Annotated in this window: 9 protein-coding genes; 2 read left to right on the plus strand and 7 right to left on the minus strand. The window is 34.5% G+C overall.

Going from position 1 to position 26,627, the window contains the following annotated elements:
• Positions 1–682: 682 nt before the first annotated feature.
• The 7 genes from P3875_RS09240 to ybeY form a co-directional block, all read right to left on the minus strand.
• Positions 683–1,330 (minus strand): response regulator transcription factor, encoded by a 648-nt coding sequence (locus P3875_RS09240; RefSeq protein ID WP_303443679.1) that lies wholly within the window; start codon positions 1,328–1,330, stop codon positions 683–685.
• 95 nt (positions 1,331–1,425) lie between these two features.
• Positions 1,426–3,174 (minus strand): sensor histidine kinase, encoded by a 1,749-nt coding sequence (locus P3875_RS09245; protein WP_303443680.1) that lies wholly within the window; start codon positions 3,172–3,174, stop codon positions 1,426–1,428.
• A 396-nt stretch (positions 3,175–3,570) separates the two neighbouring features.
• Positions 3,571–5,820 carry a helix-turn-helix domain-containing protein gene (locus tag P3875_RS09250; RefSeq protein WP_303443681.1) on the minus strand — a complete coding sequence of 750 codons (2,250 nt, stop codon included), beginning with the start codon at positions 5,818–5,820 and terminating at the stop codon, positions 3,571–3,573.
• Positions 5,821–5,913: 93 nt separating this feature from the next.
• The gene (locus tag P3875_RS09255) at positions 5,914–6,543 is read right to left on the minus strand and encodes an OmpH family outer membrane protein (RefSeq protein WP_303443682.1); all 630 of its coding nucleotides are present in this window, start codon (positions 6,541–6,543) and stop codon (positions 5,914–5,916) included.
• 211 nt (positions 6,544–6,754) lie between these two features.
• On the minus strand, positions 6,755–7,594 hold the full coding sequence (locus P3875_RS09260; protein ID WP_303443683.1) for a class I SAM-dependent methyltransferase: 840 nt from the start codon (positions 7,592–7,594) through the stop codon (positions 6,755–6,757).
• A gap of 41 nt (positions 7,595–7,635) precedes the next feature.
• Positions 7,636–9,513, minus strand: coding sequence for a tRNA uridine-5-carboxymethylaminomethyl(34) synthesis enzyme MnmG (gene mnmG, locus P3875_RS09265; RefSeq protein WP_303443684.1), 1,878 nt, complete (start codon positions 9,511–9,513; stop codon positions 7,636–7,638).
• 37 nt (positions 9,514–9,550) lie between these two features.
• Positions 9,551–9,970, minus strand: coding sequence for an rRNA maturation RNase YbeY (gene ybeY, locus P3875_RS09270; protein ID WP_303443685.1), 420 nt, complete (start codon positions 9,968–9,970; stop codon positions 9,551–9,553).
• A gap of 875 nt (positions 9,971–10,845) precedes the next feature.
• Between ybeY and P3875_RS09275 the strand changes: the two genes are divergently transcribed.
• Together P3875_RS09275 and P3875_RS09280 are read left to right on the plus strand one after the other, a co-directional pair.
• Positions 10,846–11,484, plus strand: a complete 639-nt coding sequence (locus P3875_RS09275; RefSeq protein WP_303443686.1) for a LuxR C-terminal-related transcriptional regulator — start codon at positions 10,846–10,848, stop codon at positions 11,482–11,484.
• Between the two features lie 229 nt (positions 11,485–11,713).
• The gene (locus P3875_RS09280) at positions 11,714–26,614 is read left to right on the plus strand and encodes an Ig-like domain-containing protein (RefSeq protein WP_303443687.1); all 14,901 of its coding nucleotides are present in this window, start codon (positions 11,714–11,716) and stop codon (positions 26,612–26,614) included.
• Positions 26,615–26,627 lie beyond the last annotated feature (13 nt).

Consider the following 26,627-nt stretch of genomic DNA (forward strand, 5'->3'; position numbering starts at 1 on the left):
CTAGAACAATTTCAAAATTTTAACATAAATATATGAATTTTATAAACAAGTAACATAAATATGTTATATAAAAAAATATTTTAACCAAATTTTTACAAAAACATTAAAAACAAACGTTTTTTAAAATCATTTAATAAAGATTATTAATAATTTTTAGTCATATACGTTTAAAAATTAATTCAAAAAAATAATTTTAACATATGTATATTTTTGTTATTTTTCACATTTTAATAACGTAAACATGTTATTATAAGTCACTAATAAAATCACAAGTACAAAATTAGAAGCAGTTCTACAAAAAATTTGTAGTACCACAAATGAGGTGTTTGTAGAATTTGTTCTACAATAAATATCTTCAAAAAATTAAAAAAGATTTTATTATGTTAAAAAAATATATATTTATTAAAAAATATTATAAAAAAAATTATTTTTAAAAAAAACTGAACAAGTAGTTCTACAAAAAAAGTAGAACTACTTCTTAAAAAAACGCTTACATAAAGATAATTTGCAAAGCTGTTTTGTAGAGTTATTTTTTCTATAGCCAATAAAATTGTAGGATACAGTAGCTTTTAAATTTACAAATTTTCGAAAAAAAAAATTAAACCATTGGTTTACAGTCTACTTGAATATGTTAAATAAAAAAAGCTGCCTTAAAGGCAGCTTTATCTTAAAGTTTATTGTTTTAGGCTTCTTTATACAAACCAAATAATTGAATTAAATCTGACAGATTTTCAATTTCTAATTTTTCAAAAATTCTTGTTTTATAAGTACTTACGGTAGATTTTTGTAAATCTAGTGCAGTACATATTTCTAAATTTCCATAACCTTCTACCATTAACCTTGCAATTTCAAGCTCACGGTTTGATAGTTGCGCCATTGGATTTATTGGCTTTTTAAAAATATAACTATCGGTAATTTTTTCTTGTATATGCTTACTAAAATATTTACCTGAACTCATTACTAAAGATATAGCATTTTGAATTTCGTGTTCGTTACTCAATTTATTCAAATAACCACAAGCACCAGCTTGTATGTATCTCAAAGCATAAATATCTTCATCATGACCCGAAAATATTAATATTCTGATATTTGGCTGAAGCTTTTTTATAGTTGATATTAAGTTTAACGAATTTCCATCTGGAAACGAAACATCAAGCATTAATAAGTCAATTGGTTCCGTTTGTACAACTTTCATTACATCGGTTAAATTATCCAATTCATGAATTTTTGCACCGCTATATAACTCTTTCAATATAAACGATATTGATTTGGTTACAACTCGGTGGTCATCTGCTGTAATAAAAGTAAAGTTGTGTAATTTTTTTTCCATGTGATTTATAAGGTGTACAATTTACATTGCACGTTTTTGCCCTAGTGTTATTTAAACAATATAATATTTTAGTCTTAATTTACTTTTGTAATATTTTATAAAACAATATAAAATGTTACTTCTGTTTCAACGTTTTGTTTGCTTTTAACATTAATTTTTCCATTAAACAATTCTACAATTTCTTTACAAAGATTTAATCCTAATCCTGCCCCTAAATCTTTAACATCGGCTGCTGCTTTGCCTTGTTGGTAACTATTAAAAATATGCTTTAAATCTTCTTCACTTATGCCGGCACCATTATCTTTTATGGTTACTTTTAAAGTGTGGGTATTGTTTTTACTTTTCTCTATACCTACCCATGCATGTATCACGCCTTTACGTGTAAATTTATTAGCATTTCCTACAATGTTATAAAATAATTGATGTATTTTAACGATGTCTGATGTAATCATTACATCATTTTTTACATGGTTTTCTACAATTAATTTATTTTCATTATTTTCAACAAATTGCGTTAACGCTTTTAAAATTTCATCTAATTCTGTTTTTAAATTAAATGTTGATTTATTTAGTGTTAGCTTTTTGTTTTCGTTTTTAGAAAATTCTAAAATTTGATTGGCTAATAACGATAATGACTGTGTTGTGAATTGTATTGATTTTAACGAATCTTGAACGTCTTCATCGGTTACTTGCTTACTAATTCCACGCGTATAAATTGATATAATATTTAAAGGCGATCTTATTTCGTGGCTTATCATTCCAACAATTCTATTTTTAAAATTTAAGTTTTGTTGAATTTTCTTTTGTGCTTTAACCAAGTTACTTTCGTACATAAATGCTAACCTGGTTAAAAAAGCTAATAATATTGATATTAGAACAATTAAACCAATTAAACCAATTACGGCATAATTGCGTATTTGCTTGTTTTGTTGGTATTGATCTTGAAATTTTTTACGTGCATCGTTGGTAAAAGATACTAAAATATCGTTATACTTTGTTAGCAGCATGTTACTGTACGATAACAATTCTGAATTTACATTGAAAAAATTAGTGTCTTGATTTTTACTGTTATTTTTTACCGTTGCTAATTTTTTCTTATAATTTAAAAATTCTTTTTGGTAATAATCATTAGTTGTTTTAAACAGGTTTTGAATTTGTTCTTCAATACTTCCTGAACTAACGTTTTTACCTTGACGAACTGTTAAAACTACTTTCGATTTTTCTTTTTGTACATCAACTTTACCCGAAATAGCACTTCCTAATCTAGAGAATAATCCCTTTTTTTGAACACTATCAACAGATACAGATGTTTCTACATTTAAACTATCTATAACATCATCGTATTTTATAGCGTTAATTTTAAACAAACCTTCATTTGTTTGTACACTTGGCTTAATTTCTACTTTACGTAACGAATCTATTTTTTTGTTAATATCGTTTACCGAAGTTTGCAACCCTTTATCTTTGTTTAAATACATTGAAAAAGTTGAACTTTTATCGGCCGTATGAACTAAGTTTTTAATGTTTTTATTTAGACTATCAAGCGCTTCATTGTACTTCACCAAATACTTTTCGTCTTTGGTTTGCATATAATATTGCAAATTATATTGCGCAGTAATATAATCGTTTTTAGTTAAATCGCTAAAGTGCTTTGCTTGTTCAGAAATGTGCATTTCAGCCTCAATTTCTTCAAGTTTAGGCTCATTAAAAATTTCATTATAAACAATTACCAATAATAAAATTTGAAAAACAATTACACTTACAACCAAAGTATAATGCACTGCTTTACGGTATTTAAAACTACCTTTTTTAAAGTTTAATTCATTAACTTTTTCTATTTCCAAAATAATTTAGTCTATTAAATTTATATATCACTATTTTTTTAAATACTATTATTCAAAGTATTTAACTGCCTATTAATTAAACTACTAATTGCTTATTATTTAAAATTATTATGGTAAAGTGTTTTTCAAAAAAATGGTTTATTTTAATTTACAAATATATAAAATTTAAATAATTAAACAGGTAGTGAATTATTCTAAATTAGGTTTTTATGATTTGTATTTGTTTTATATCATACGCATATTTATGTTATTTTCTTTTAAATATACAAAATTTAAACGAATAACATAAAAATAGTATTAATTTTTTAATAAATAGTTGTTTTGTTTGATTTTTAAGTTTTGATAATTTATTATGAATTTTTCTTTTATTTATTGAAAAAAATGTAATTAAAAAGACTATTTAGTATTATTTGATGCTTTATAAAGGCGTAATTCGTCCCAAGAAAAAGCATCACCAATTTCAGATTTTATTTCGGTTAGCGTTTTTTCTTCGTTTTTTTCGAATATTTTTTGTAGTTGCAACAGTTTCTTTTTCGATAATACTTCGGTAATATCAATTTGCTCCTCAGCAATTAATCTAGTAATATGTTGATATATTGTACCCGCAGATAGTTTTCTTTGGGTAGCAATTTGTTCAACAGTAAGTTTTTGTTTAAATAAAACCAAAGTTTTATTGGTTGTACTTTCTTTAACCGCTTTTGGTTTCGATTTTTTTTTGGTTTCTTCTATCTCATCATCATCACTAACCAAAAGCTGCTTTCGTAACGTTTCATGAATTGTTGTTAAATGATTTAGTTTGTAAACACTTTGCTCTTTGGTTTGTAAATTTTGGTTTGTAAATAATTCATCTTTTACAAATAATTCAACCATTTTATTAGTTTTAAGCAATTTTAAAACCATTTTAATATGTTGGTCTTCAAAAGTGCGTAATTGTTCGGTAAAAAGCACAAAACCCTTTTTCTTTTTAGATTGTTCTAATACAAACAAAGTATCAAAAGCCAATTCATCTAATTTTGGATAAAAATATGTGTACGCTTTTGTAAAACGTTGTTGTAAAAAATCGATTCTAAAATCGGGTGCTGTAAAAATAGTATGTAACTCATTTAAAAACTGCAAACCTACTTTATGCAATTGTTCTAATAAACTATTTTGCTTTTCGGCCCAAGATTTATAAACTTTTCTGGTAGCATTAGCATCGGGCACCCAAGTTTCAATCCATTTGTAAAAGTCGTTAAATTGTTGTTGCCAATAAAACGTATCGTAAATTTGTTGCCATAAATACACCATTTTACTTTGTAACAATACATTGTTATGCAGTATTTGTGTACTTAAATTGGTAAAATGTATAATATTTTCATCGGCATTTAATTGTTTAAAAACTACCGGCTTTGTTAAAACCAAACCTTGTAAAGTACGTAAACGCGATAAAGCCACATATGCTTGCCCACTCATAAACACATCGTTAATATCTAAAACAGCTTTATCAAACGTTAGTCCTTGTGATTTATGAACAGTAATTGCCCAAGCCAATTTTAAGGGATATTGTACAAAAGTACCCAAAACTTCTTCTTCAATTTCTTTGGTTTGATCGTTTAAAACGTAACGTACATTTTGCCATTCATATTTTTCAACGGTAATTTTTACGTTGTCTTCAGGTAAATACACTTCAATTTCGTTTTCAGATACATAAAAAACAGTTCCAATTTTTCCATTATAATAACGTTTTTCAAAACTTAAATCGTTTTTAACAAACATTACTTGAGCTCCTTTTTTTAAAACCAATTCGTTTTCTAAAGGATACATTTTATCGGGAAAATCGCCAATAATTTCGGGTAAAAACACAAATTCATTCCCTTTTAAAATAGCCAATTGGTTGGCATTCATTTCATCGGCTTTACGGTTGTGTGTAGTAAGTGTTATATAACCTTTATTTTGTTGATAATCAAAATGTTCGTTAACTTGTTTTACTAATAAATCGTAATCAAAAGCTGTGAGTGTATTGCTTCTAAAATTGTTTAATAGTTTTATAAAATTAGCATCATCTTGACGGTAAATTTTAGTTAATTCAATACAAATAGGCAATTCGGTTTGCATTACCCATGCATTAAAAAAATAAATACCGTTGTAAAAATTTTTAAGTACATTCCATTCATTTTGTTTAACTACTGGCGGCAACTGCCACAAATCGCCAATAAATAAAACCTGTACACCACCAAATGGTTCAACCGATTTGCGTATAGATTGTAGCAATTCGTTCATAGCATCTAACACATCAGCACGCAACATAGAAACTTCATCAATAACTAAAAGTTCTAAACTTTTAATAATGTTTTGTTTGGTTTGTTGCATTTTAAAATGCCTTTTTATAGTATGTTTGGTTTCAAAATACAAACCATTTAATGAATTTTTATAATCGGTTGTTGGTATATACGAAGCAAACGGCAACTGAAAAAACGAATGTATAGTTACACCACCCGCATTTAGTGCTGCTATACCAGTAGGCGCAACAACTACCGTATTTTTATGCGTAGTTTTTAAAATAGTTTTAAGCAAAGTAGTTTTACCTGTACCTGCTTTACCGGTTAAAAAAACATTTTTATTGGTGTGCTGTATGTATTGTAAAACTAATTGTGCTTCGGGTGTCATTTTGTAAATATTTACAGTTGCAATTTAATCATAAAAACAAAAAAAACCCGTAACATTTAAATATTACAGGTTTTGTAGTTTGTAAATTAAAAACTATTTTTTAGTTTCCTTTTTCTCTGTTTTAGCAGGCTCGTCTTTTTCAGTTTCAACTTTTCTACCCGTTTTTTCCTCGTACTGTTTATGTAATAAGTCTAAAACTTCCTGAGTTAAATCGTATTGTTCTTTAGCATATAAAACCGATGCTGCATCGCCCGTTCCATAAATATAATCGTAGCCTTTTTCTTTACCATAGTTTTTAATGAATTTCTTCATTCTAGAAACCATTGAATCGCGTTCAACAGCACTTTCGTCTTGAAACTTCTTCATATAATTTTGTTCCTTATCTGCTAAAGTTTGTTGACGACGTTCTAATTCTGCCTGACGTTTTTGTGCCCATTCCATACCTTTTGTTTGCGCCGATTTTTGTAAATCTAATACATCGTTCTGGAATCTACGAGCATCGCTTTCTAATTCATTTTTCATTTTATCAGACATTGTTTTGAATTTAGCTTCAAAATCTTTGAACTCCTGATAATCTTTCATTAATACTTCCGTATCTATATATGCTGTTTTTAAAGCACCTGTTTGTTCTGCGCTTTTAGAATCGTTTCCTTTTTCTGCTGTTTCTTTATTGCATGCCATTAAAGTAAAAACTGCTGCAACTAACACCATTATTTTTTTCATAGATGGTTATTTTTTAAAATTTTAATTTTCAACAAAAGTATTTAAAATTCTTTAATTTGATTTATTATAGAAAATTTAAATACAATTTTAATTTTTAATTATTTCTATTTATAAAAAACGAATGCTATATTTTCGTTTTAAAGGATTTTTAGATTTTTTTGATATGGATATTCATTTTAATATAAAATCGTTTAAAAAAAACTATTTAAAATTATTTTTTTAAAATATAGATGTGCGATGAATACTCATTTTTAAAAAAACCATACAAATTTGATACAAATCCTATAAAAAAAGCTTTTAATACATTTTTACTATTGCTTTTATACTTTTCAGATAATAACGAAACATAAAAACTATCAAAATACATAGGTTTTATATGCATAAGTTTAAATTGATGTTGTATACCTATTTTTTTTAAAGACTTTTTACTAAAATGCCAAAGATGTCTAGGTACATCCCAAGCAGCCCAGTATTGTTTATAATACTTTGCATCGTACGATTTATAATTGGGAACTGCAATAACTAAAATCCCATCTTCTTTTAAGTGATTTTTAAAAAATGTAAAATATTCATTTAAATCAGTTACGTGTTCTAACACATGCCAAAGTGTAATAACATCAAACAAATCATTGTTTATTTCTTTAATAGATTTTTTTACAGTTACATTTTTATTTTGTGTTAAATTACGTGCAGTTGTATTTGGTTCTACCCCTACTCCTTGTACTGAAAATGTATCAATTCCATACTTTAAAAAATCACCTGTTCCGCATCCTATATCTAAAACTTTTAGGTATTGCTTATTAGTTTGTTTTTTAATTAAATTCCACTTGCTTTTTATAGTGTAGTTTTTTACTAATTGATATACTTTTTCAAACCAATTTCTAGTTCCATCGGTATGAGAAATATAATCTGCACTTTGATAATAACTATCTAATTTATCAAAAGAAGTAAATTTGGTTTCGTACATTTCAAATGCATCGTTGTAAACTAATTCAAATTTTTCTTTTGAAACACTATAATCTGTAAGTATTTGTTTTGATTTTATCGACATATCTTCTAAATAAAAAAGAGTTTGTTCCACGTGAAACAAACCTATCTTCCCATATGAATTAAAAGTATTGAAATATCCGAAGGTGCTACGCCACTAATACGCGATGCTTGCGATATAGTAACAGGACGTATCTTTTTTAATTTTTCTTTAGCTTCATAAGACATTGATTTAATTTTATCAAAATCAAAATTCTCAGGAATACGTACATCTTCTAACCTATTCAGTTTATCTGCATTATTTTTTTCCTTTTCAATATACCCAGAATACTTAACTTGAATAATAGCTTGATCAATAATTTCTTGATCTAATGCATGAGTATTTATATATTCTTTTACTCCTTCAAAGCGTAAAATATCAGCATCAGCTAACTGAGGACGCGAAAATACTTTAAACATTTTATCAGGTTGTTTCATTGGTTCACTTAGCTTTTCTTCTAATATAGGATTTGCTTCAACTGGCTTTACCGATGTTTCCTTAAAATATTGTACAAATTTCTCTGATGCATCAAGCTTATACTCCATTCTTTTTAAACGATCAACTCGAGCTAAACCTATTTCAAAACCTTTAGGTGTTAACCTAAAATCGGCGTTATCTTGGCGTAACAATGTTCTATATTCTGCGCGTGAAGTAAACATACGGTAAGGTTCCTCAGTACCTTTTGTAATTAAATCATCAATTAGAACACCAATATAAGCTTCGTTTCTTTTTAAAATAAAAGGTTCTTTATTTTGTACTTTTAAAGCAGCATTGATACCTGCCATTAAACCTTGCGCAGCAGCTTCTTCATATCCTGTTGTACCATTAATTTGTCCTGCAAAAAACAAACCTTCAACCAATTTAGTTTCTAAAGTATGTTTTAGCTGTGTAGGCGGGAAATAATCGTATTCAATAGCATATCCAGGTCTAAAAAACTTCACTTTTTCAAAACCTACAACGCTGCGTAAAGCTTTAAATTGTACATCTTCTGGTAACGATGTTGAAAAACCATTTACATATACTTCAACTGTATTCCAACCTTCTGGTTCTACAAAAAGTTGATGGCGGTCTTTATCAGCGAAACGATTAATTTTATCTTCAATAGATGGGCAATAACGTGGACCTAAACTTTGAATTCTACCATTAAACATTGGCGAACGATCAAAGCCTTCACGCAATAAATTATGTACTTCAGGCGATGTATAAGTCATGTAACAAGAACGCTGCTGTTGCAATGGTTTTGTTACATCGGAATAAGAAAATTTCTGAGGAATAGTATCACCAGGTTGTTCTTCCATTTTTGAATAATCTAACGATCTGCCATCAACACGTGGTGGTGTTCCCGTTTTCATTCTACCAGCTTCAAAACCTATTTTTACTAAATCTTCAGTGATACCAAATGATGCACTTTCACCTGCTCTACCACCACCAAACTGACGTTCTCCAATATGAATCAATCCATTTAAAAAAGTACCATTTGTAAGAACAATAGTTTCTGCTTTAATTTCTATACCAAGATTAGTTCTAACACCTATAACTTTATAATTTTCTATCAACAGTCCTGAAACCATTTCCTGATAAAAATCTAAATTTTCAGTACCTTCTAACATCATGCGCCAAGTTTCAGCAAAACGCATTCTGTCGCTTTGACAACGTGGCGACCACATAGCAGGACCTTTAGAAATATTCAACATTTTAAACTGTATAGCCGATTGATCTGATACAATACCAGAGTAACCACCCAAAGCATCAATCTCACGAACTATTTGTCCTTTTGCAATTCCACCCATAGCAGGATTACAACTCATTTGGGCAATATTTTGAAGACTCATTGTTACCAATAATGTTTTCATACCCATATTTGCAGCAGCAGCAGCAGCTTCAGAACCAGCATGACCTGCACCAACTACAATAACATCATATTTATCTTGAAATATACTCATTGTTCCACGTGAAACATTTTAATTAATGAAATAAAAATTATTGTTCCACGTGGAACATATTAATTTTTTCTTGTTCTTTTAAACGCATTAATTGTGCGTCTTCTTCAGTTTTATCCTTATAACCACAGTAATGTAAAACACCATGACTCATAACTCTTAATAACTCATTCTGGAACGATACCTCGTATTCTTTTGCATTCTCTTCAATTCGTTCTACCGAAATAAATATATCTCCTGAAATTAAATCACCAATACAGTAATCAAAGCTTATAATATCAGTTAGCGTATCGTGCTGTAAATACTCTAAATTAATTTTATGTAAATATTCATCATCACAAAAAATGTAATTTATTTCTCCTGCTTCTTTATCCTCAGATTCAATTATAGCATCAATCCATTCCTCGTAAATAGCTTCATTTTCCAGCGTAAAAGTGGTTTCGTAATTAAAAATTACCATAATTTTTAGATTAAAATACTTGCAAAGTTACAACGAAACTAAAAAAGGTATCTAAAAATAATAATAAAATATATAAAATATTGAATATCAAATATTTAAATAAATATTCTATTAAAGATCCACACAATCTATATAAACATTTAACTATTTACCTATATACCCCTATCACCTTTTAACCATTTAACTATTTACTTATATAACCCTAGATCCACTTAACCACATAACCAAAACATCAATTCAACTTTAAAACAGTTTTCAACATATACTAAATAAAAGAAAAATATATTTTTAAAATTTAAAAAAAGTTTCTTTTTAATAATGCTTGTTAATAGGTTGAATAACTTTTTTACTTTTTTATATGATTTGTTAGTTATTAGTAGTTATTAACATTATATTAACTTTTAAGATACTTAAAATCAATAATATAATATATTTAATGTTTATATCTATTTATCTTTTTAATAGTTTTATTTAATATTTTATTTTCAATTTTATGTGAATATCCCTGTTTATTTTGTTTATGAATGGTGAATATTTTTAAATACTTTTTTTGGTTTTATATTCTTTTTTTGTGTATTATACTTTTTAATCTATTTTTTTACAAATAGTTTTATAAACTTATCAACGTTTATTAACATAGGTTATTAATAAGTGTTTGTTGTTTATTAATAAATTGTAATTTAAATAGCTTTATTTATTTAAATATCATATTATCAGTTAGTTAAGTTATAAAAATTAGATTCTTCTTGTAGAAATAGTTCTACATATAACTACCTGTAAATGAACTACATTTGTAATGGGTATAATATAATTTATTAAATTATAACTGGTTATATAGTTACTTTCTTTTTACAACTAGTTTAATGCATTATTTCATGGATCTTAATATAAAAAATAGCGTTATAATTATTGCTGATACAAACCTTATATACGCACAAAATTTGGTTGATTCACTTTTAAGTTTTCATAAAAATGCTACTTTTTTAATAGCTAATTCGTTTAATGAATTACAAAATTTAATAGAAAGTAATAATGTATATTTATTAATTACCGATATTTATTTTTACGATATCACTATTTTAAGTTCAATACCAATTTTTTTAAAACAAAACAAAAACCTTAAAATACTTATTAATTCCAATTTACCCGAAGAGATTTACGCGATACGCAGTATTTCTTCAGGGGCTCATGGTTATGTAACTAAAGATAAACCTGTTAATTATTTACATAATGCAATACTACACGTATTACAAAATTCAAAATTTTTAAGCGATTTAATTCAAAATAAAATTGTAAATAGCTTTTTTACAAATAGTTCTATTAATTTATTGAATAAACTTTCTAATCGCGAATTACAAATTGCACAATTTTGGTATAACGGTGTTAATAATGTTGATGTTGCTAAAATATTACAAATACAACCAGCTACTTTAAAAGGCTATTACAGAAACATTATTTTTAAAAAAACACAAGTAAACAGTTACCTTCAACTATTTCAACTATTTGATTTGTAGTTTTTTAAGTTTTATTTTTAACTTTTTATTACAAAATAACTTATTTAAAATTTGTAGTATTAATTCTACAAATACTAATAAAAATATTCTACAAATTAAAAATTAAAATCATAATAAATTTGTTACTGTATATTTATTAATAAGTTACTAATAAGTTTTTAACATAATTAGTACCTCTTTTTAAGTATAGTTATAAAAAAAATAATATGAATTTTAAACAAAACCTTTTATGAAGAGTAATTACTTTTTATTACTGGTACGGCATTTGCTATTCACACTTACCTTTATGGTTGGGGTGTCTGCATCGTCGCAGTCTTTTATAATTGGATTTCCTTCGCATAGTAGTATACCCACCCAAAACCCAAGGGATATTACTGTTTGTTATGAAAATACACTATTAAAGGTGCGATTAGATGTTGCAGCAGCCTCCACAACAGGAGCAAATGTATCAGTTCAACTACCTACAGGGGTAGAGTATGTTCCGGGGTCTTTAACTAAGATTAACGGAACAGCGGCATTAACCATTGCCGAAAATGGTGGCGGTGCCAATGCACCCAATTTTTTAATTGGTCCAAGTAATTTAGTTATTGGTCAATTTATAGAGTTCACTATATCACGTAAAGCTACTTGTGCTTCACAGGCTTCAGTATTAACAGGTACAGTTTTTAAAGATATAGTTTCGGCTACTATTACAGGCGCAACTACAGCTACAGCTACTTCTTCTGCATATCAAGTAACTTATCCTGTTTTTAGTTTTTCGCAACCTGCAACCTTAACAAACGCAGTTTTAGGCCAAGTTGCTAGCCGTACTTTTACATTAAATAACGGCGGTAACGGTTCAACTAATACCATATATATGGAAATTAATTACCCAGCCAATAGTGTTGAATCTACAGGTTTACAAATCACTGGCGGTACGGGTAGTGCAGGTACCGTAACATTAACACCTACTAGTACTACTGGTACGGTGGCTACAGGTATTACACATAACTATACCATTACAGCCGCTCAACTTTCGGGTGGAAGTTTAGATTTTGGTGAAAACCTAATTTTTACAGAAAGTTTTACAGTTCGTGGCTGTGGTGCACCTACTACTTATAATGCTGGTTATGGTTCAGGGCAATTATCTACTAACTGGTGCCAAACAGTTACAGGTACAGGTTCTGTAGCTATGCAAAATGGTGTGCCTTCATTTTCTGCTCATACAAATGCTTTAGTTGGTTATGTTAATGAGTGTACACCTTTTCAAGTGAACTCAACTTATACTAATGGAGCAACAGGAAGTGCTGCTGCTGGTATGTATAATGTAGTTTTAGAAAAAGGGATAAAAGGACAAGGTAATTTCATAACAGGTTATCCTACAAATTTTTATCAGTTGTCTAATTTTAATGTTAATGGTACTCCGGTAACGGCAACATTTGTTCCAACTGGTGTTTATGCTTCTAATTTAGGTCCACATGCGATAGCACAGGTAAATCTAAATAATATTTTTACAACTGACCCTGATGGTGCAGGTGTTGGATTGTCAGATTTGGATGGTGATGGTTTCTTTGATGATTTACCAGCTGGGGCAACAGTTACACTAAATTATAATTTTACACTAAATTGTTCTTATGTAGTAAATTGCCCTCAACCTGTTGATGTGCAAAATTTTGGTGGTGGTGTAAGATATAGCACAATGTGTGATGCTACCCAAATTGTTCCAAATTCATTAGGGGCAAGTGGCAATGCTCTACAATATCTTTTTACAGGAATTTCAATGAATGGATATGCTCCTGCTAATATTGAGCCTTCAACAAATTTTCAAGTTAGATTAAGTGCTGGTAGATATCAATGGGGAAGCTTTACCTATGGTACCAATAGTCGCATTGTTTATGAAATTACATTACCTCCTGGCGTTTCTGTGGTTGGTGGTACTTCTGGCACTACACAATGGGTTAACGGTGATTTTCCAAGTACCGCTACTCCTGTTACAGCTACATACAACCAAGTAGGACAGGTAGTAACAATAACATCACCTACTAATGCGTTTGGGTATGCATTTTTAAATCTAACCTACGATTGTATTGCTGGTGGTGGTGCTAGTACACTACCTCTTAGTTATAAAATCAGAAAAATTAATGATATAGTAACAGGCTGTGTTTGTAACTCAGACTTAGCATGTGGCAATCTTACAGTAAACACTTTTTGTCCGGGTCCTTGTTCGTTTATTACAACAGCAGTGCCTGTTGTTGAGCGTGCGGATAACTCATTAGGATGGACAGATAATACTTATACTACCAGACAATCTAGAGCTGCAATTTCTGCTTATGATTTATCTAAAGCATTGTATTTAGATGAAATAGAAATTAAAGGAAATGCGGTAATGGGGTCTAGTACAAATAATTCTAATTTGTACATACGTTTAGAATTACCTAAAGCTACAGGAAATTTAAGCAAGTTAACTCCTTTAAATACAGATGTAGTTATTAAAAGAGGGGGTGTAACTGTTGCTTCGGGTAATGTTACCACTTTTGTGCAAACAAATTCAACAACAACAAATCAGGTAATTGACTGGAATTTAACTTCTATACTACCAACAGGTGGTTTACTATTAGGTGACGTTGTGGAAACTATTTCACGTTATCAAGTAGCAACTAACGATGGTTTACCGAGACATGATGTTCAATCTGGTGGAGCTTTTTACTTATACAATTTAGATGCTAGTAATGTAAAAGAACGTTGTGTTGATAGAATTGCCGAAATGTATTTAGTTGGTACTGATGGTGTTGATGGTAGAAATGCCTTTAATTTTGCTGGATGTACAGAAACAAATGCAGGTTCTAATTTACAGCATTTTGCACGTCGTTTTGATACTGTAGGTGTTCAATATGCAAACGAATGGAGACCAACTATGTATATCGAAAGAATAGATGTAACTATTCCTTCTCAATACAATATTATTGCTTCAAATTTTATAAATTCATTAACGTATGCTGGTCAAACTTATGACCAATTCATACCAATGGTTCCAAATAGTGTATCAGGAGATACCCGAACCTATTTAAACCCTGGTACCTGGTTGCCTCTTCAACATACTATTACAAATAATTATGGTGCTTGGACACGTTTTAGCCTACAACCAAATTGCTCTACAGTTGCGGGTAATGGTACAGGTAATATTAAAACGGTAACCTATATTAAAGATTATTACTATCATTATGCAGACCAAGCGGTTAAACCAACTAATTGGGATAGAGTTGTAACTTATGATCAAGGTACTAACTACAGTTTAAAACCTGCTGTTACATTAACTAACCAAACAGGTTCAATACAAGCAGCAAGTTCTACAGAAAGTTTTGTAGTTCGTATGGCTTCAACAGGTTTATCAACAGCTCCCTATACTTGGTTGGCAATACCTACAATAGCAGGTGTAACTGTTACCCAAATTGAAGAAACAAGTACAGGTACAATAATAACTCCAACTGCTTATACAGGTGGGGTTTGGTTTCCTTTAAGTACTACTGGTTTAGCAACAGGTACATTTAAAGATTATCGTGTTACTTTTACATATGCTAATTGTAATCCTTTTGATGTTAATGTAATAGGCGGATGGAATTGTTCGTCTTATCCAACATCCCCAGATGAATACACATGTGGGCCAGCAACTGTTAATACTCCTTTTCATGTTGTTCCTCAACAGGCCGAGGTACAAATTATAGCAGTAAGTATGGCTACAAACATTAATCTGTGTAGTCCAATGCAGTATGAGTACCGTATAAATTCTGCAGGTGCGGGTAATACTGTTAACAATAAGTTTAAAATAGATGTTCCTGTAGGTGCTACGGTTGTTCCAGGTTCAGTTTTAGCAGAGTATCCGGTAGGCTCAGGTAACTGGTTGCCAGTTATCGTTACCGCTTCGGGTAGTTCTGTGATAGCTGATTTAACAAGCTATGTAAATTACCCAGTGCAAGGGTTACCAGGTACACTAACCGATGGTGGTGATGGTAACTTACGATTAATGGGTATTCGTTTTCAGGTAAATACAAATTGCGATTTTATAGTAAATTCAAGTATTTATGTAAGTACAAGTGCCAATCGTTCATGTGGAGAACCAGCAGTTGGAGATGGTACTGGAACACCTTCTATTAATGTAGGTGTGGCAGGTGTTTCTCCAGCAGTGGTTTTAGTACCGCAGTTTAATGCACCTACACCACTTAATAATTGTTCAATGGCACCTGTTGCCTTTAATGATATAAAATTAAAAATTCAAACACCTCCATCAGTCGGTGCAACAGGTCTTGTACGTATATTATTACCAGAAGGCTTTAATTATGTACCAGGTTCCTTTGGTTGTAGTTCTGTTAAATGTCCTACTTTCAATAGTGTAATAACTACAAGTGATGGAAAACGTTATATAGAATTAACATTACCTTCAGCTTTAGTTACAGGAGATGAATTAGTATTTAATTTATCTATGTTACCAACAAGTAATATAGTATGTGGAACTCATGAAGTAACTTTGATTACTTTAGATAGAATTTCTGGTGTCGTTTGTCCGTCTGAACCTTCAGGTGTTTGTCCTGGAATATTAGCAGAAACAGGTAGAGCAGTAACAAATATTATTGTTAATAAACCTCAATTAGATATTCAATCAGTTACTTACTCAAAAGCTATTCCTGCATGTGGTAATACATTGGCATTACCATCGCAAGTAATTATAAGCGTAAAAAATACAAGTACAATTAGTCAAACAAATAGTAATCCGGCTAATCCTGTTGTAGTTAATTTTTATGCTGCAGATTCAATGGGTATACCAACTGGTTCAATATTAGCTACATATACTATGACAGGTTCTATTGCAGCAGGTGCTACGGTTACAGAAACTGTTACAGGAATTTTAAATACCACAAGCACAAATTTAGTTGCAGTTATTAGTGATACTTCAAATTGTGTTTGCACAGCAAGTAGTTTAGTAATAAATATTTTACCTATTACAACTTGTGATACAGCTACAATGACAGCTGGTTCTCCAGTCACTGTAAATGTGGTAACAAATGATACAACGGGTGATACAGTTGATCCTACAACGGTTAGTTTAGTAGCATCATCTATACCAGGCGCAACTTGTGATGTTACAGATGCTAATGGCGATTGTACACAAGTTACCGTACCAGGTGAAGGTGTTTGGTCAGTAAACCCTACAACAGGTGCTGTTACATTTACACCAGCATCAGGTTTCACAGGTACACCAACACCAATTACTTATACAGTTGAAGATGCCGAAGGTAGTGAGTCTAATGCGGCTACCATAACTTTAGATGTTTTACCAATTGCAACGAACGATGCAATGTGTTATACAGTTGGTACTTCTTCGGTTCAGGTAAATGTTTTAACAAACGATACAACAGGTGATACCATTGTACCTACACGTGTTAGTTTAGTAGCATCAGCTTCGGCTACATCTATAGTAACTGATGCGCAAGGCGATGTTACTTCGTTTACCATTATTGGTGAAGGAGTTTGGAGTGTAAACACCACTTCAGGTTTAGTTACTTTTATACCGGCAGCAGGTTTCACAGGTACACCAACAGTTATATCTTACAAAGGATACGACGCAGAAGGAAACGCTTCAAACAATGCTACCATAACTTTATCAACTGCGAATGCAGGGGTAATTAGTGGTACTTCTGAAGTTTGTTTAACTTCGCCGGTAACAACAGTTACTTATACAACTACTGGTACTGGTGGAACATGGAGTTCATCAAACACAACAGTTGCAACAGTTGATGCTTCTGGTGTGGTAACACCAAAAGCAGTGGGTACGGCAGATATTACATATAGTGTAGCAGCTACAGTTAATTGTCCTGCAGTTTCTGCAAAACGTACTATAACAGTAATTGCTCCTGTTGCAATTACAATTACGCCAGCAACACCAGGTACTCTTTGTGTAGGTAGTTCTACTACTTTACATGCAGAACCAGCAGGTGGTACTTGGACATCAAATTCTTCAAATGCAGTAATTACTGCTAATAATGCAGATGGAACTGCTTATGTTCAAATTAATGCAGCTGGAGATTATACGTTCAATTATTCACATCCAGGTGTTCCAGGTGTAAGCTGTCCAAATGCAATTCAAAGCTTTACTTTAGTAACAGGAGTTGCTTATCCAGCTACACCGTCTATTACTAATACCCCAGCAACTTGTAGTTCAGCAAACGTAGTTAAAATTACAAACTATGTTTCAACGGGTGTAAATTATGTATTTACTCCAGCTGGTCCTACGGTAGCAGCCGATGGCACAATTAGTGGTATGACAGCAGGTGAAACCTATACAGTAAAAGCGGTTTCAACCTCAGGAAGTTGTTCAAGTGCAGCTTCAGTTACATTTAGTTTACAACCGCAATTTGGTACACCAGCTGCACCAGTAAGTGGTGGAAATCAATCGGTATGTATTCCTACTGGCTCATCAGCTACTTTAACAGCGGTTGCGTCGTCACAAGCAGGTACTACCATTACTTGGTATGAAAATAGCAATGGTACAGGTATAACAAGTCCAACTTATACATCTTCAACAGCGTATACAAGAACAATTTATGCTCAAGCTGTATCAAGTCAAGGTTGTGCAAGTGCATTAACAGCAGTTACACAAACTTTCTACGATGCACCTGTTATTACTAATTATACCACAAATGATCCTATTTGTGAGGTAAATACTAAAACATTATATGCAACAACTCCAGGAGGAGTTTGGACTGTACAGTCTGGAGGCGGTACTATATCTGCAGCTTCTTCTCCTAATGTGTTTACATATACACCTGCAAATGTTACTACACCTACTTCTGTTACAGTTCGTTATACTTTAACTCCAGTAGCACCAAGTGTATGTCCACCGGCTACACATGATGTAACGTTTACAGTTAATCCAAATCCAGATGCACCAACGGTAGGATCTGTAATACATCCAACATGTATTAATGCAAACGGAAGTTTTAAAATAGCTAACTATTTAGCTACGAATACTTATACTATTACATCAACCGATGGTGATGTAATATCAGGACCAACAGCAACTGGTACAGTTACTGCAACAGCCGGAACTTATACCATTTCAGTATCGAATACTTATGGTTGTACAGGATCTGCATCGATAGATGTAACATTAAATCCACAACCAGCAACACCGTTGACACCAACAATTAGCAATACGCCAGCAACATGTAGTTCGGCTAACATTGTTAAAGTTACAAATTTGGTAAGCGGTGTGAATTATGTAGTTTCACCAACAGGACCAACAGTTGACCTTACAACTGGAGTGATTTCTGGTATGATAGCAGGTGAAACCTATACTGTAAAAGCGGTTTCAATTCCAGGAGGTTGTTCAAGTGCAGCATCTACTTCGTTTAGTTTACAAGCACAATTGGTAACACCAGCTGCACCAACAAGCGGCGGCGATCAAGTTTCTTGTTCACCAGCAAGTTTAACAGCAACAGCATCAGCAGAAGCAGGAGCAACAATAACTTGGTATGCAGATGCAACAAGTACCACACCAGTAACACCAACGTTAAGTACAGTTGGTATGGTAACGTATTATGCAGAAGCAACACTAGGAGCATGTAAAAGTGCAACCCGTACTGCAGTAACATTGACAATTAATCAAACACCAACCGCTCCAACAAGTGGCGGAAATATTACGGAATGTGCTGCATCGCCAATACAAACACTAACAGCGACAGCAACATCACCAGGTAATACAGTTGTTTGGTATACACAAGCAACAGGCGGAACAGCTCTTGCAACAGCACCAACGTTAAATGCAGTAGGTACGGTAACATATTATGCAGAAGCAGTTACATCAGCAAACTGTTCAAGTACAACAAGAACGCCAGTTACATTAACAATCAATGCAACACCAGCTGCACCAACAAGCGGCGGCGATCAAGTTTCTTGTTCACCGGCAAGTTTAACAGCATCAGCATCAGCAGAAGCAGGAGCAACAATAACTTGGTATGCAGATGCAACAAGTACTACACCAGTAACACCAACGTTAAGTACAGTTGGTATGGTAACGTATTATGCAGAAGCAACACTAGGAACATGTAAAAGTGCAACCCGTACACCGGTAACATTGACAATTAACCAAACACCAGATACGCCAACAATTAGCAATACGCCAGCAACATGTAGTTCGGCTAACATTGTTAAGGTTACAAATTTGGTAAGCGGTGTGAATTATGTAGTTTCACCAACAGGACCAACAGTTGACGTTACAACTGGAGTGATTTCTGGTATGATAGCAGGTGAAACCTATAATGTAAAAGCGGTTTCAACTCCAGGAGGTTGTTCAAGTGCAGCATCTACTTCGTTTAGTTTACAAGCACAATTGGTAACACCAGCTGCACCAACAAGCGGCGGCGATCAAGTTTCTTGTTCACCAGCAAGTTTAACAGCAACAGCATCAGCAGAAGCAGGAGCAACAATAACTTGGTATGCAGATGCAACAAGTACCACACCAGTAACACCAACGTTAAGTACAGTTGGTACGGTAACGTATTATGCAGAAGCAACACTAGGAGCATGTAAAAGTGCAACCCGTACACTAGTAACATTAACAATTAACCAAACACCAGAAGCTCCAACAAGTGGAGGAGATATAACTGAATGTGCTACATCGCCAATACAAACATTAACAGCGATAGCAACATCAACAGGTAATACGGTTACTTGGTATACTCAAGCTACGGGAGGAACTATAGTTACTTCACCAACGTTAAATACAGTAGGTACGGTAACGTATTACGCAGAAGCAGTTACATCAGCAAACTGTTCAAGTACAACAAGAACACCTGTAACATTAACTATAAAAGCGACACCAGCTGTACCAACTTTAGTTGAAATCATCCAACCAAGTTGTACATCAGCAAATGGAAGTTTCAAAATAGGAAACTATTTAGCTACCAATACATACAGCATTACATCAGCAGACGGCTCTGTAATATCAGGCCCAACAGCAACAGGTTTAGTAACAGCAGCAGCAGGTACGTATAGCATTAAATCAATATTAAATGGATGTGAAAGTACTCCGGTAACAGTAACGATAAACCCACAAGAATGTGCGGATATCGTAACAGTAAAAACCGACGGACAGACGATGTATGTAGCAGGTTCAACGGTAACATATACTATTACAGTAACCAATAATGGTCCAACAGCAGCAACTAATGTAACAGTAGCCGATACAGCACCAGCCGGAACAACAATTAGTTCATGGACAGGTAGTAACGGATCATCAGGAACAGGAGATGTTAACAATGTATTACCAACATTAGCAGTAGGACAAACAGTTACTTATACAGTAAATGTAGCAGTACCAGCAACAATGACAGGTAATTTAACAAATACCGTAACCGTAACAAGTGTAACACCAGATCCAAATCCAGCGTGTACAACGTGTACCGATACCGATACTCCAAATACTACGTTTGCAGAGAACGATATCAACAACACGTATGCAGATACACCAGTATCAGGAAACGTAAAAACAAACGATTCAGATGCAGAAGGACACGGACAAATGGTAACCCCTTCAATAACGGTAACACCAGAAGGTACATTATTCTTAAATGCAAATGGAACCTATAATTTTATACCAGCAGCAGGCTTTACAGGCACGTTTGTACATACGTACACGATATGTGACAATGCAACGCCACAAGCATGTGATACGGCAACGTTAACAATTGAGGTAATGCCAGATCCAAGCGACCCAACATCACCAAATGATGTGGTAGCAAACAACGATACGGCAACAACACCAGAAGGACAACCAGTAACAATTGACGTAAAAGCGAACGATTTCGATCCAAATGGAGATGCATTTGAAATAGATCCGACTTCAATCACTCAACCAGCAAACGGAACAGTTACAGTTAACCCAGACGGAACGATTACGTACACACCAAATCCAGGCTTTGAAGGTACTGACACGTTCACTTACACAGTATGTGACGACGCAACGCCAACACCAGCATGTGATACGGCAACAGTAAGCGTAAACGTAGTACCAGCAAACAACACGAACGAAACGTATGCAAACGACGATGCGTACAACGGTGATCAATACCAACCAATCACAGGTAATGTATTAGACAATGATACAGATCCAGATGTAACAGGGAACGATCAATTTGTGACAGGTTATACCCAACCGGCTCACGGAACGGTAACAATAGACCCAATCACAGGAGAGTTCACGTACACGCCAACAGACGAGTACACAGGACCGCTTAGTTTCACTTACACGATATGTGACAACGGCACTCCGCAAGCATGTGACATAGCAACGGTTTACTTAACCATAAACCCAGCGAATGAAACATTAGCGGTGAACGACATCAACAATACGTATGAGAATACGCCAGTATCAGGCAGTGTATCAACGAACGATAGTGATCCACAAGGACATACACAAACGGTAACTCCTTCAACAACCACAACGGCAGAAGGTACGTTAGTATTAAATGCAAATGGAACCTATACGTTTACACCAGCAGCAGGCTTTACAGGCACGTTTGTACATACGTACACGGTATGTGACAGCGGCACGCCACAAGCATGTGATACGGCAACGTTAACAATTGAGGTAATGCCAGATCCAAGCGACCCAACATCACCAAATGATGTGGTAGCAAACAACGATACGGCAACAACACCAGAAGGACAACCAGTAACAATTGACGTAAAAGCGAACGATTTCGATCCAAATGGAGATGCATTTGAAATAGACCCGACTTCAATCACTCAACCAGCAAACGGAACAGTTACAGTTAACCCAGACGGAACGATTACGTACACACCAAATCCAGGCTTTGAAGGTACTGACACGTTCACTTACACAGTATGTGACGACGCAACGCCAACACCAGCATGTGATACGGCAACAGTAAGCGTAAACGTAGTACCAGCAAACAACACGAACGAAACGTATGCAAACGACGATGCGTACAATGGCGATCAATACCAACCAATCACAGGTAGTGTATTAGATAACGATACAGATCCGGATGATAATGCAACAGGAAACATTCAAACGGTAAAATCGAATACGCAACCAGCACACGGCTCGGTACAGATGAATCCAGACGGAACCTTTACGTATACTCCAACACCAGGAGACGAGTACACAGGACCGCTTAGTTTCACTTATGAGGTATGTGATAACGGCAATCCGCAAGCATGTGACATAGCAACGGTTTACTTAACCATAAACCCAGCGAATGAAACATTAGCGGTGAACGACATCAACAATACGTATGAGAATACGCCAGTATCAGGCAGTGTATCAACGAACGATAGTGATCCACAAGGACATACACAAACGGTAACTCCTTCAACAACCACAACGGCAGAAGGTACGTTAGTATTAAATGCAAATGGAACCTATACGTTTACACCAGCAGCAGGCTTTACAGGCACGTTTGTACATACGTACACGGTATGTGACAGCGGCACGCCACAAGCATGTGATACGGCAACGTTAACAATTGAGGTAATGCCAGATCCAAGCGACCCAACATCACCAAATGATGTGGTAGCAAACAACGATACGGCAACAACACCAGAAGGACAACCAGTAACAATTGACGTAAAAGCGAACGATTTCGATCCAAATGGAGATGCATTTGAAATAGACCCGACTTCAATCACTCAACCAGCAAACGGAACAGTTACAGTTAACCCAGACGGAACGATTACGTACACACCAAATCCAGGCTTTGAAGGTACTGACACGTTCACTTACACAGTATGTGACGACGCAACGCCAACACCAGCATGTGATACGGCAACAGTAAGCGTAAACGTAGTACCAGCAAACAACACGAACGAAACGTATGCAAACGACGATGCGTACAATGGCGATCAATACCAACCAATCACAGGTAGTGTATTAGATAACGATACAGATCCGGATGATAATGCAACAGGAAACATTCAAACGGTAAAATCGAATACGCAACCAGCACACGGCTCGGTACAGATGAATCCAGACGGAACCTTTACGTATACTCCAACACCAGGAGACGAGTACACAGGACCGCTTAGTTTCACTTATGAGGTATGTGATAACGGCAATCCGCAAGCATGTGACACGGCAACGGTTTACTTAACCATAAACCCAGCGAATGAAACATTAGCGGTGAACGACATCAACAATACGTATGTGAATACACCAGTATCAGGCAGTGTATCAACGAACGATAGTGATCCACAAGGACATACACAAACGGTAACTCCTTCAACAACCACAACAGCAGAAGGTACGTTAGTATTGAATGCAAACGGAACCTATACGTTTACACCAGCAGCAGGCTTTACAGGCACGTTTGTACATACGTACACGGTATGTGACAGCGGCACGCCACAAGCATGTGACACGGCAACGTTAACAATTGAGGTAATGCCAAATCCGTTTACAGGACCAAACGATGTGGTAGCGAACAACGATACGGCAACAACCGAAGAAGGACAACCAGTAACGATCAACGTAAAAGCGAACGATTTCGATCCAAACGGCGATACCGTAGGTACACCAACGGTAGTAACTCAACCAGCAAACGGAACAGTTACAGTTAACCCAGACGGAACGATTACGTACACACCAAATCCAGGCTTTGAAGGTACTGACACGTTCACTTACACAGTATGTGACGACGCAACGCCAACACCAGCATGTGATACGGCAACAGTAAGCGTAAACGTAGTACCAACACCAGAACCAGGAGAAAACGTAATCTACGCAAACGACGATGCGTACAACGGCGATGGACCAACTATTGAAGGTAGTGTATTTGATAACGATTCAGATCCAGATAGCGATACAAGTACAATACATACATTTACAGTAGTAGACCAACCGAAACACGGAATGGTAACAATAGACCCAATCACAGGTGAATTCATATACACCCCAGAACCGGGCTATGTAGGACCAGATAGTTTCAGATACACGGTATGTGATGATGGCGATCCACAAGCATGTGACACGGCAACGGTTTACTTAAGCGTAAATTCAGCACCTTCATTAGAGATAACAAAAGCAGGAAGCTATGTAGACACTAATGAAGACGGTATAGCCAACGCAGGCGATGAGATACATTATGTGTTTACAGTTAAAAATACTGGAAACGTAGTGTTAACCAACGTAACGGTAAGCGATGATAATGCAGTAGTAAGCGGCGGGCCATTAGCAAGTTTAGCAATAGGTGCAACAGACAGTACTACCTTTACAGCGGTACATGTATTAACGGCAACCGATTTAGCAGCAGGCTATGTTTACAACTTAGCAACAGCAAAAGGAACCGATCCAACGGGAGCAGAAGTAACAGATGCATCAGTAGATCCAAATCCATGTAGCACATGTCCGGTAGAACCAACCTGTGTAGATTGTACGATAGTAGCAATACCAAATACAACGCATGCGATCGACGATATCAACAATACCTTTGTAAATACTCCGGTATCAGGCAATGTATTAACAAATGATTTCGACAGAGAAGGACATACCCAAAGCATCGATTTAACAAGCGTTACCCAACCAGCAAACGGAACGGTACAGATGAATGCAGACGGAAGCTATACGTATACACCAAACGCAGGCTTTACAGGGGTAGACACTTTCACATACACCATATGTGACAACGGCACGCCACAAGCATGTGAAACCGCAACGGTAACCATTAATGTAGAAGGCTTAATAGATCCAAACGTTAATGTGGTAGTAGCCAACAACGATGCGGTGATAACCAAGGTAGATACACCAATAGCGATAGTTGTATTAGCGAATGATTTTGATCCACAAGGCGATAGTTTTAGCGTACAAAAAGGCTCATTAACCAAGCCATCGCACGGAAAAGTTACGTTAAATGCAGACGGAACAGTAACCTATACACCAGATCCGGGTTATGTAGGCGAAGACAGTTTCATGTACACTATATGCGATAACGGTACGCCACAAGCATGTGAAGAAGCAACGGTAATAGTAACCATATTACCAGCAAGCAACTTAAACAGTACATATGCGGTAGACGATTCGTACTACATAAACTGTAGTTCATTATCAGATATGAATTTATTAGATAACGACTACGATTTAGAGAAAGACGGACAATACATCGACATCAAAATAAACCCAGTAATAGGACCAAAACATGGAACATTAGAGCTTCATGAAGATGGAACCTTTACATACACGGTAAACGGATGTTACGTAGGACCAGATAGTTTTGTGTACGAAGTACGCGACACCAACGGCGATCAAGCAATCGATAGAGCAACGGTATACTTAATGATACAAGATACCACGGCACCAGAGTTTGTAGAAGCCCTACCATCAGATGTAACAGTAGAATGTAACGCAGTACCAGCAGCACCTGTATTAACAGCAGTAGATACTTGTGGCAGTGCGGAAGTAAGCTACAAAGAAGCGCGAATTGACGGAGCATGTGCAAACAGCTACACCTTAGAACGCACTTGGACAGCAACCGATGCATGTGGCAACACAACGGTACATACGCAAATAGTAACAGTAGAAGACACCACCGGACCAAGTTTTGTAGGCACCATGCCAGCAGCAGAAATTTACATAAGATGTGAAGAATTAGCAGCAGCAGAAACCTTACAAGCGCAAGACGAATGTGGAGAAGTAGAAGTACGCAGCTACGATGAAAAAGTAGAAGGCGACTGTGAATCGAAATACGACATTATAAGAACGTGGGTAGCAACCGATTCGTGTGGCAACGAAACCCGTTACACTCAAACGATCCACTTATCATGTCCAATGGAAATATTCAATGCAGTAACACCAAATGGAGATGGCATGAATGACGAGTTTGTATTAAAAGGAATTAATTGTTATCCAGGCAATACAGTAGAGATTTACAACCGTTGGGGAGTATTGGTTTATGAAACCAGAGACTACAATTCACGCGGAAATACCTTTAAAGGGTATTCAGAAGGAAGAGTAACTGTTAAGCAGCATTCAAAATTACCAACGGGAACTTACTATTACGTAGTAAAATACACGTATGATTTAGGAGATGGCAGACAGTATCCAACCGAACAAGCCGGATATTTACATTTGGAGACCAACTAAAAAGCAAACGGAT

Source organism: Myroides sp. JBRI-B21084, assembly GCF_030545015.1.
Lineage (GTDB): Bacteria > Bacteroidota > Bacteroidia > Flavobacteriales > Flavobacteriaceae > Flavobacterium.

Excerpts from the sequence above, each read along its gene's own strand:
- P3875_RS09240 (WP_303443679.1), bottom strand. The coding sequence starts at position 1,330 with ATGGAAAAAAAATTACACAACTTTACTTTTATTACAGCAGATGACCAC.
- P3875_RS09250 (WP_303443681.1), bottom strand. The coding sequence starts at position 5,820 with ATGACACCCGAAGCACAATTAGTTTTACAATACATACAGCACACCAAT.
- P3875_RS09255 (WP_303443682.1), bottom strand. The coding sequence starts at position 6,543 with ATGAAAAAAATAATGGTGTTAGTTGCAGCAGTTTTTACTTTAATGGCA.
- P3875_RS09260 (WP_303443683.1), bottom strand. The coding sequence starts at position 7,594 with ATGTCGATAAAATCAAAACAAATACTTACAGATTATAGTGTTTCAAAA.
- mnmG (WP_303443684.1), bottom strand. The coding sequence starts at position 9,513 with ATGAGTATATTTCAAGATAAATATGATGTTATTGTAGTTGGTGCAGGT.
- ybeY (WP_303443685.1), bottom strand. The coding sequence starts at position 9,970 with ATGGTAATTTTTAATTACGAAACCACTTTTACGCTGGAAAATGAAGCT.
- P3875_RS09275 (WP_303443686.1), top strand. The coding sequence starts at position 10,846 with ATGGATCTTAATATAAAAAATAGCGTTATAATTATTGCTGATACAAAC.
- P3875_RS09280 (WP_303443687.1), top strand. The coding sequence starts at position 11,714 with ATGAAGAGTAATTACTTTTTATTACTGGTACGGCATTTGCTATTCACA.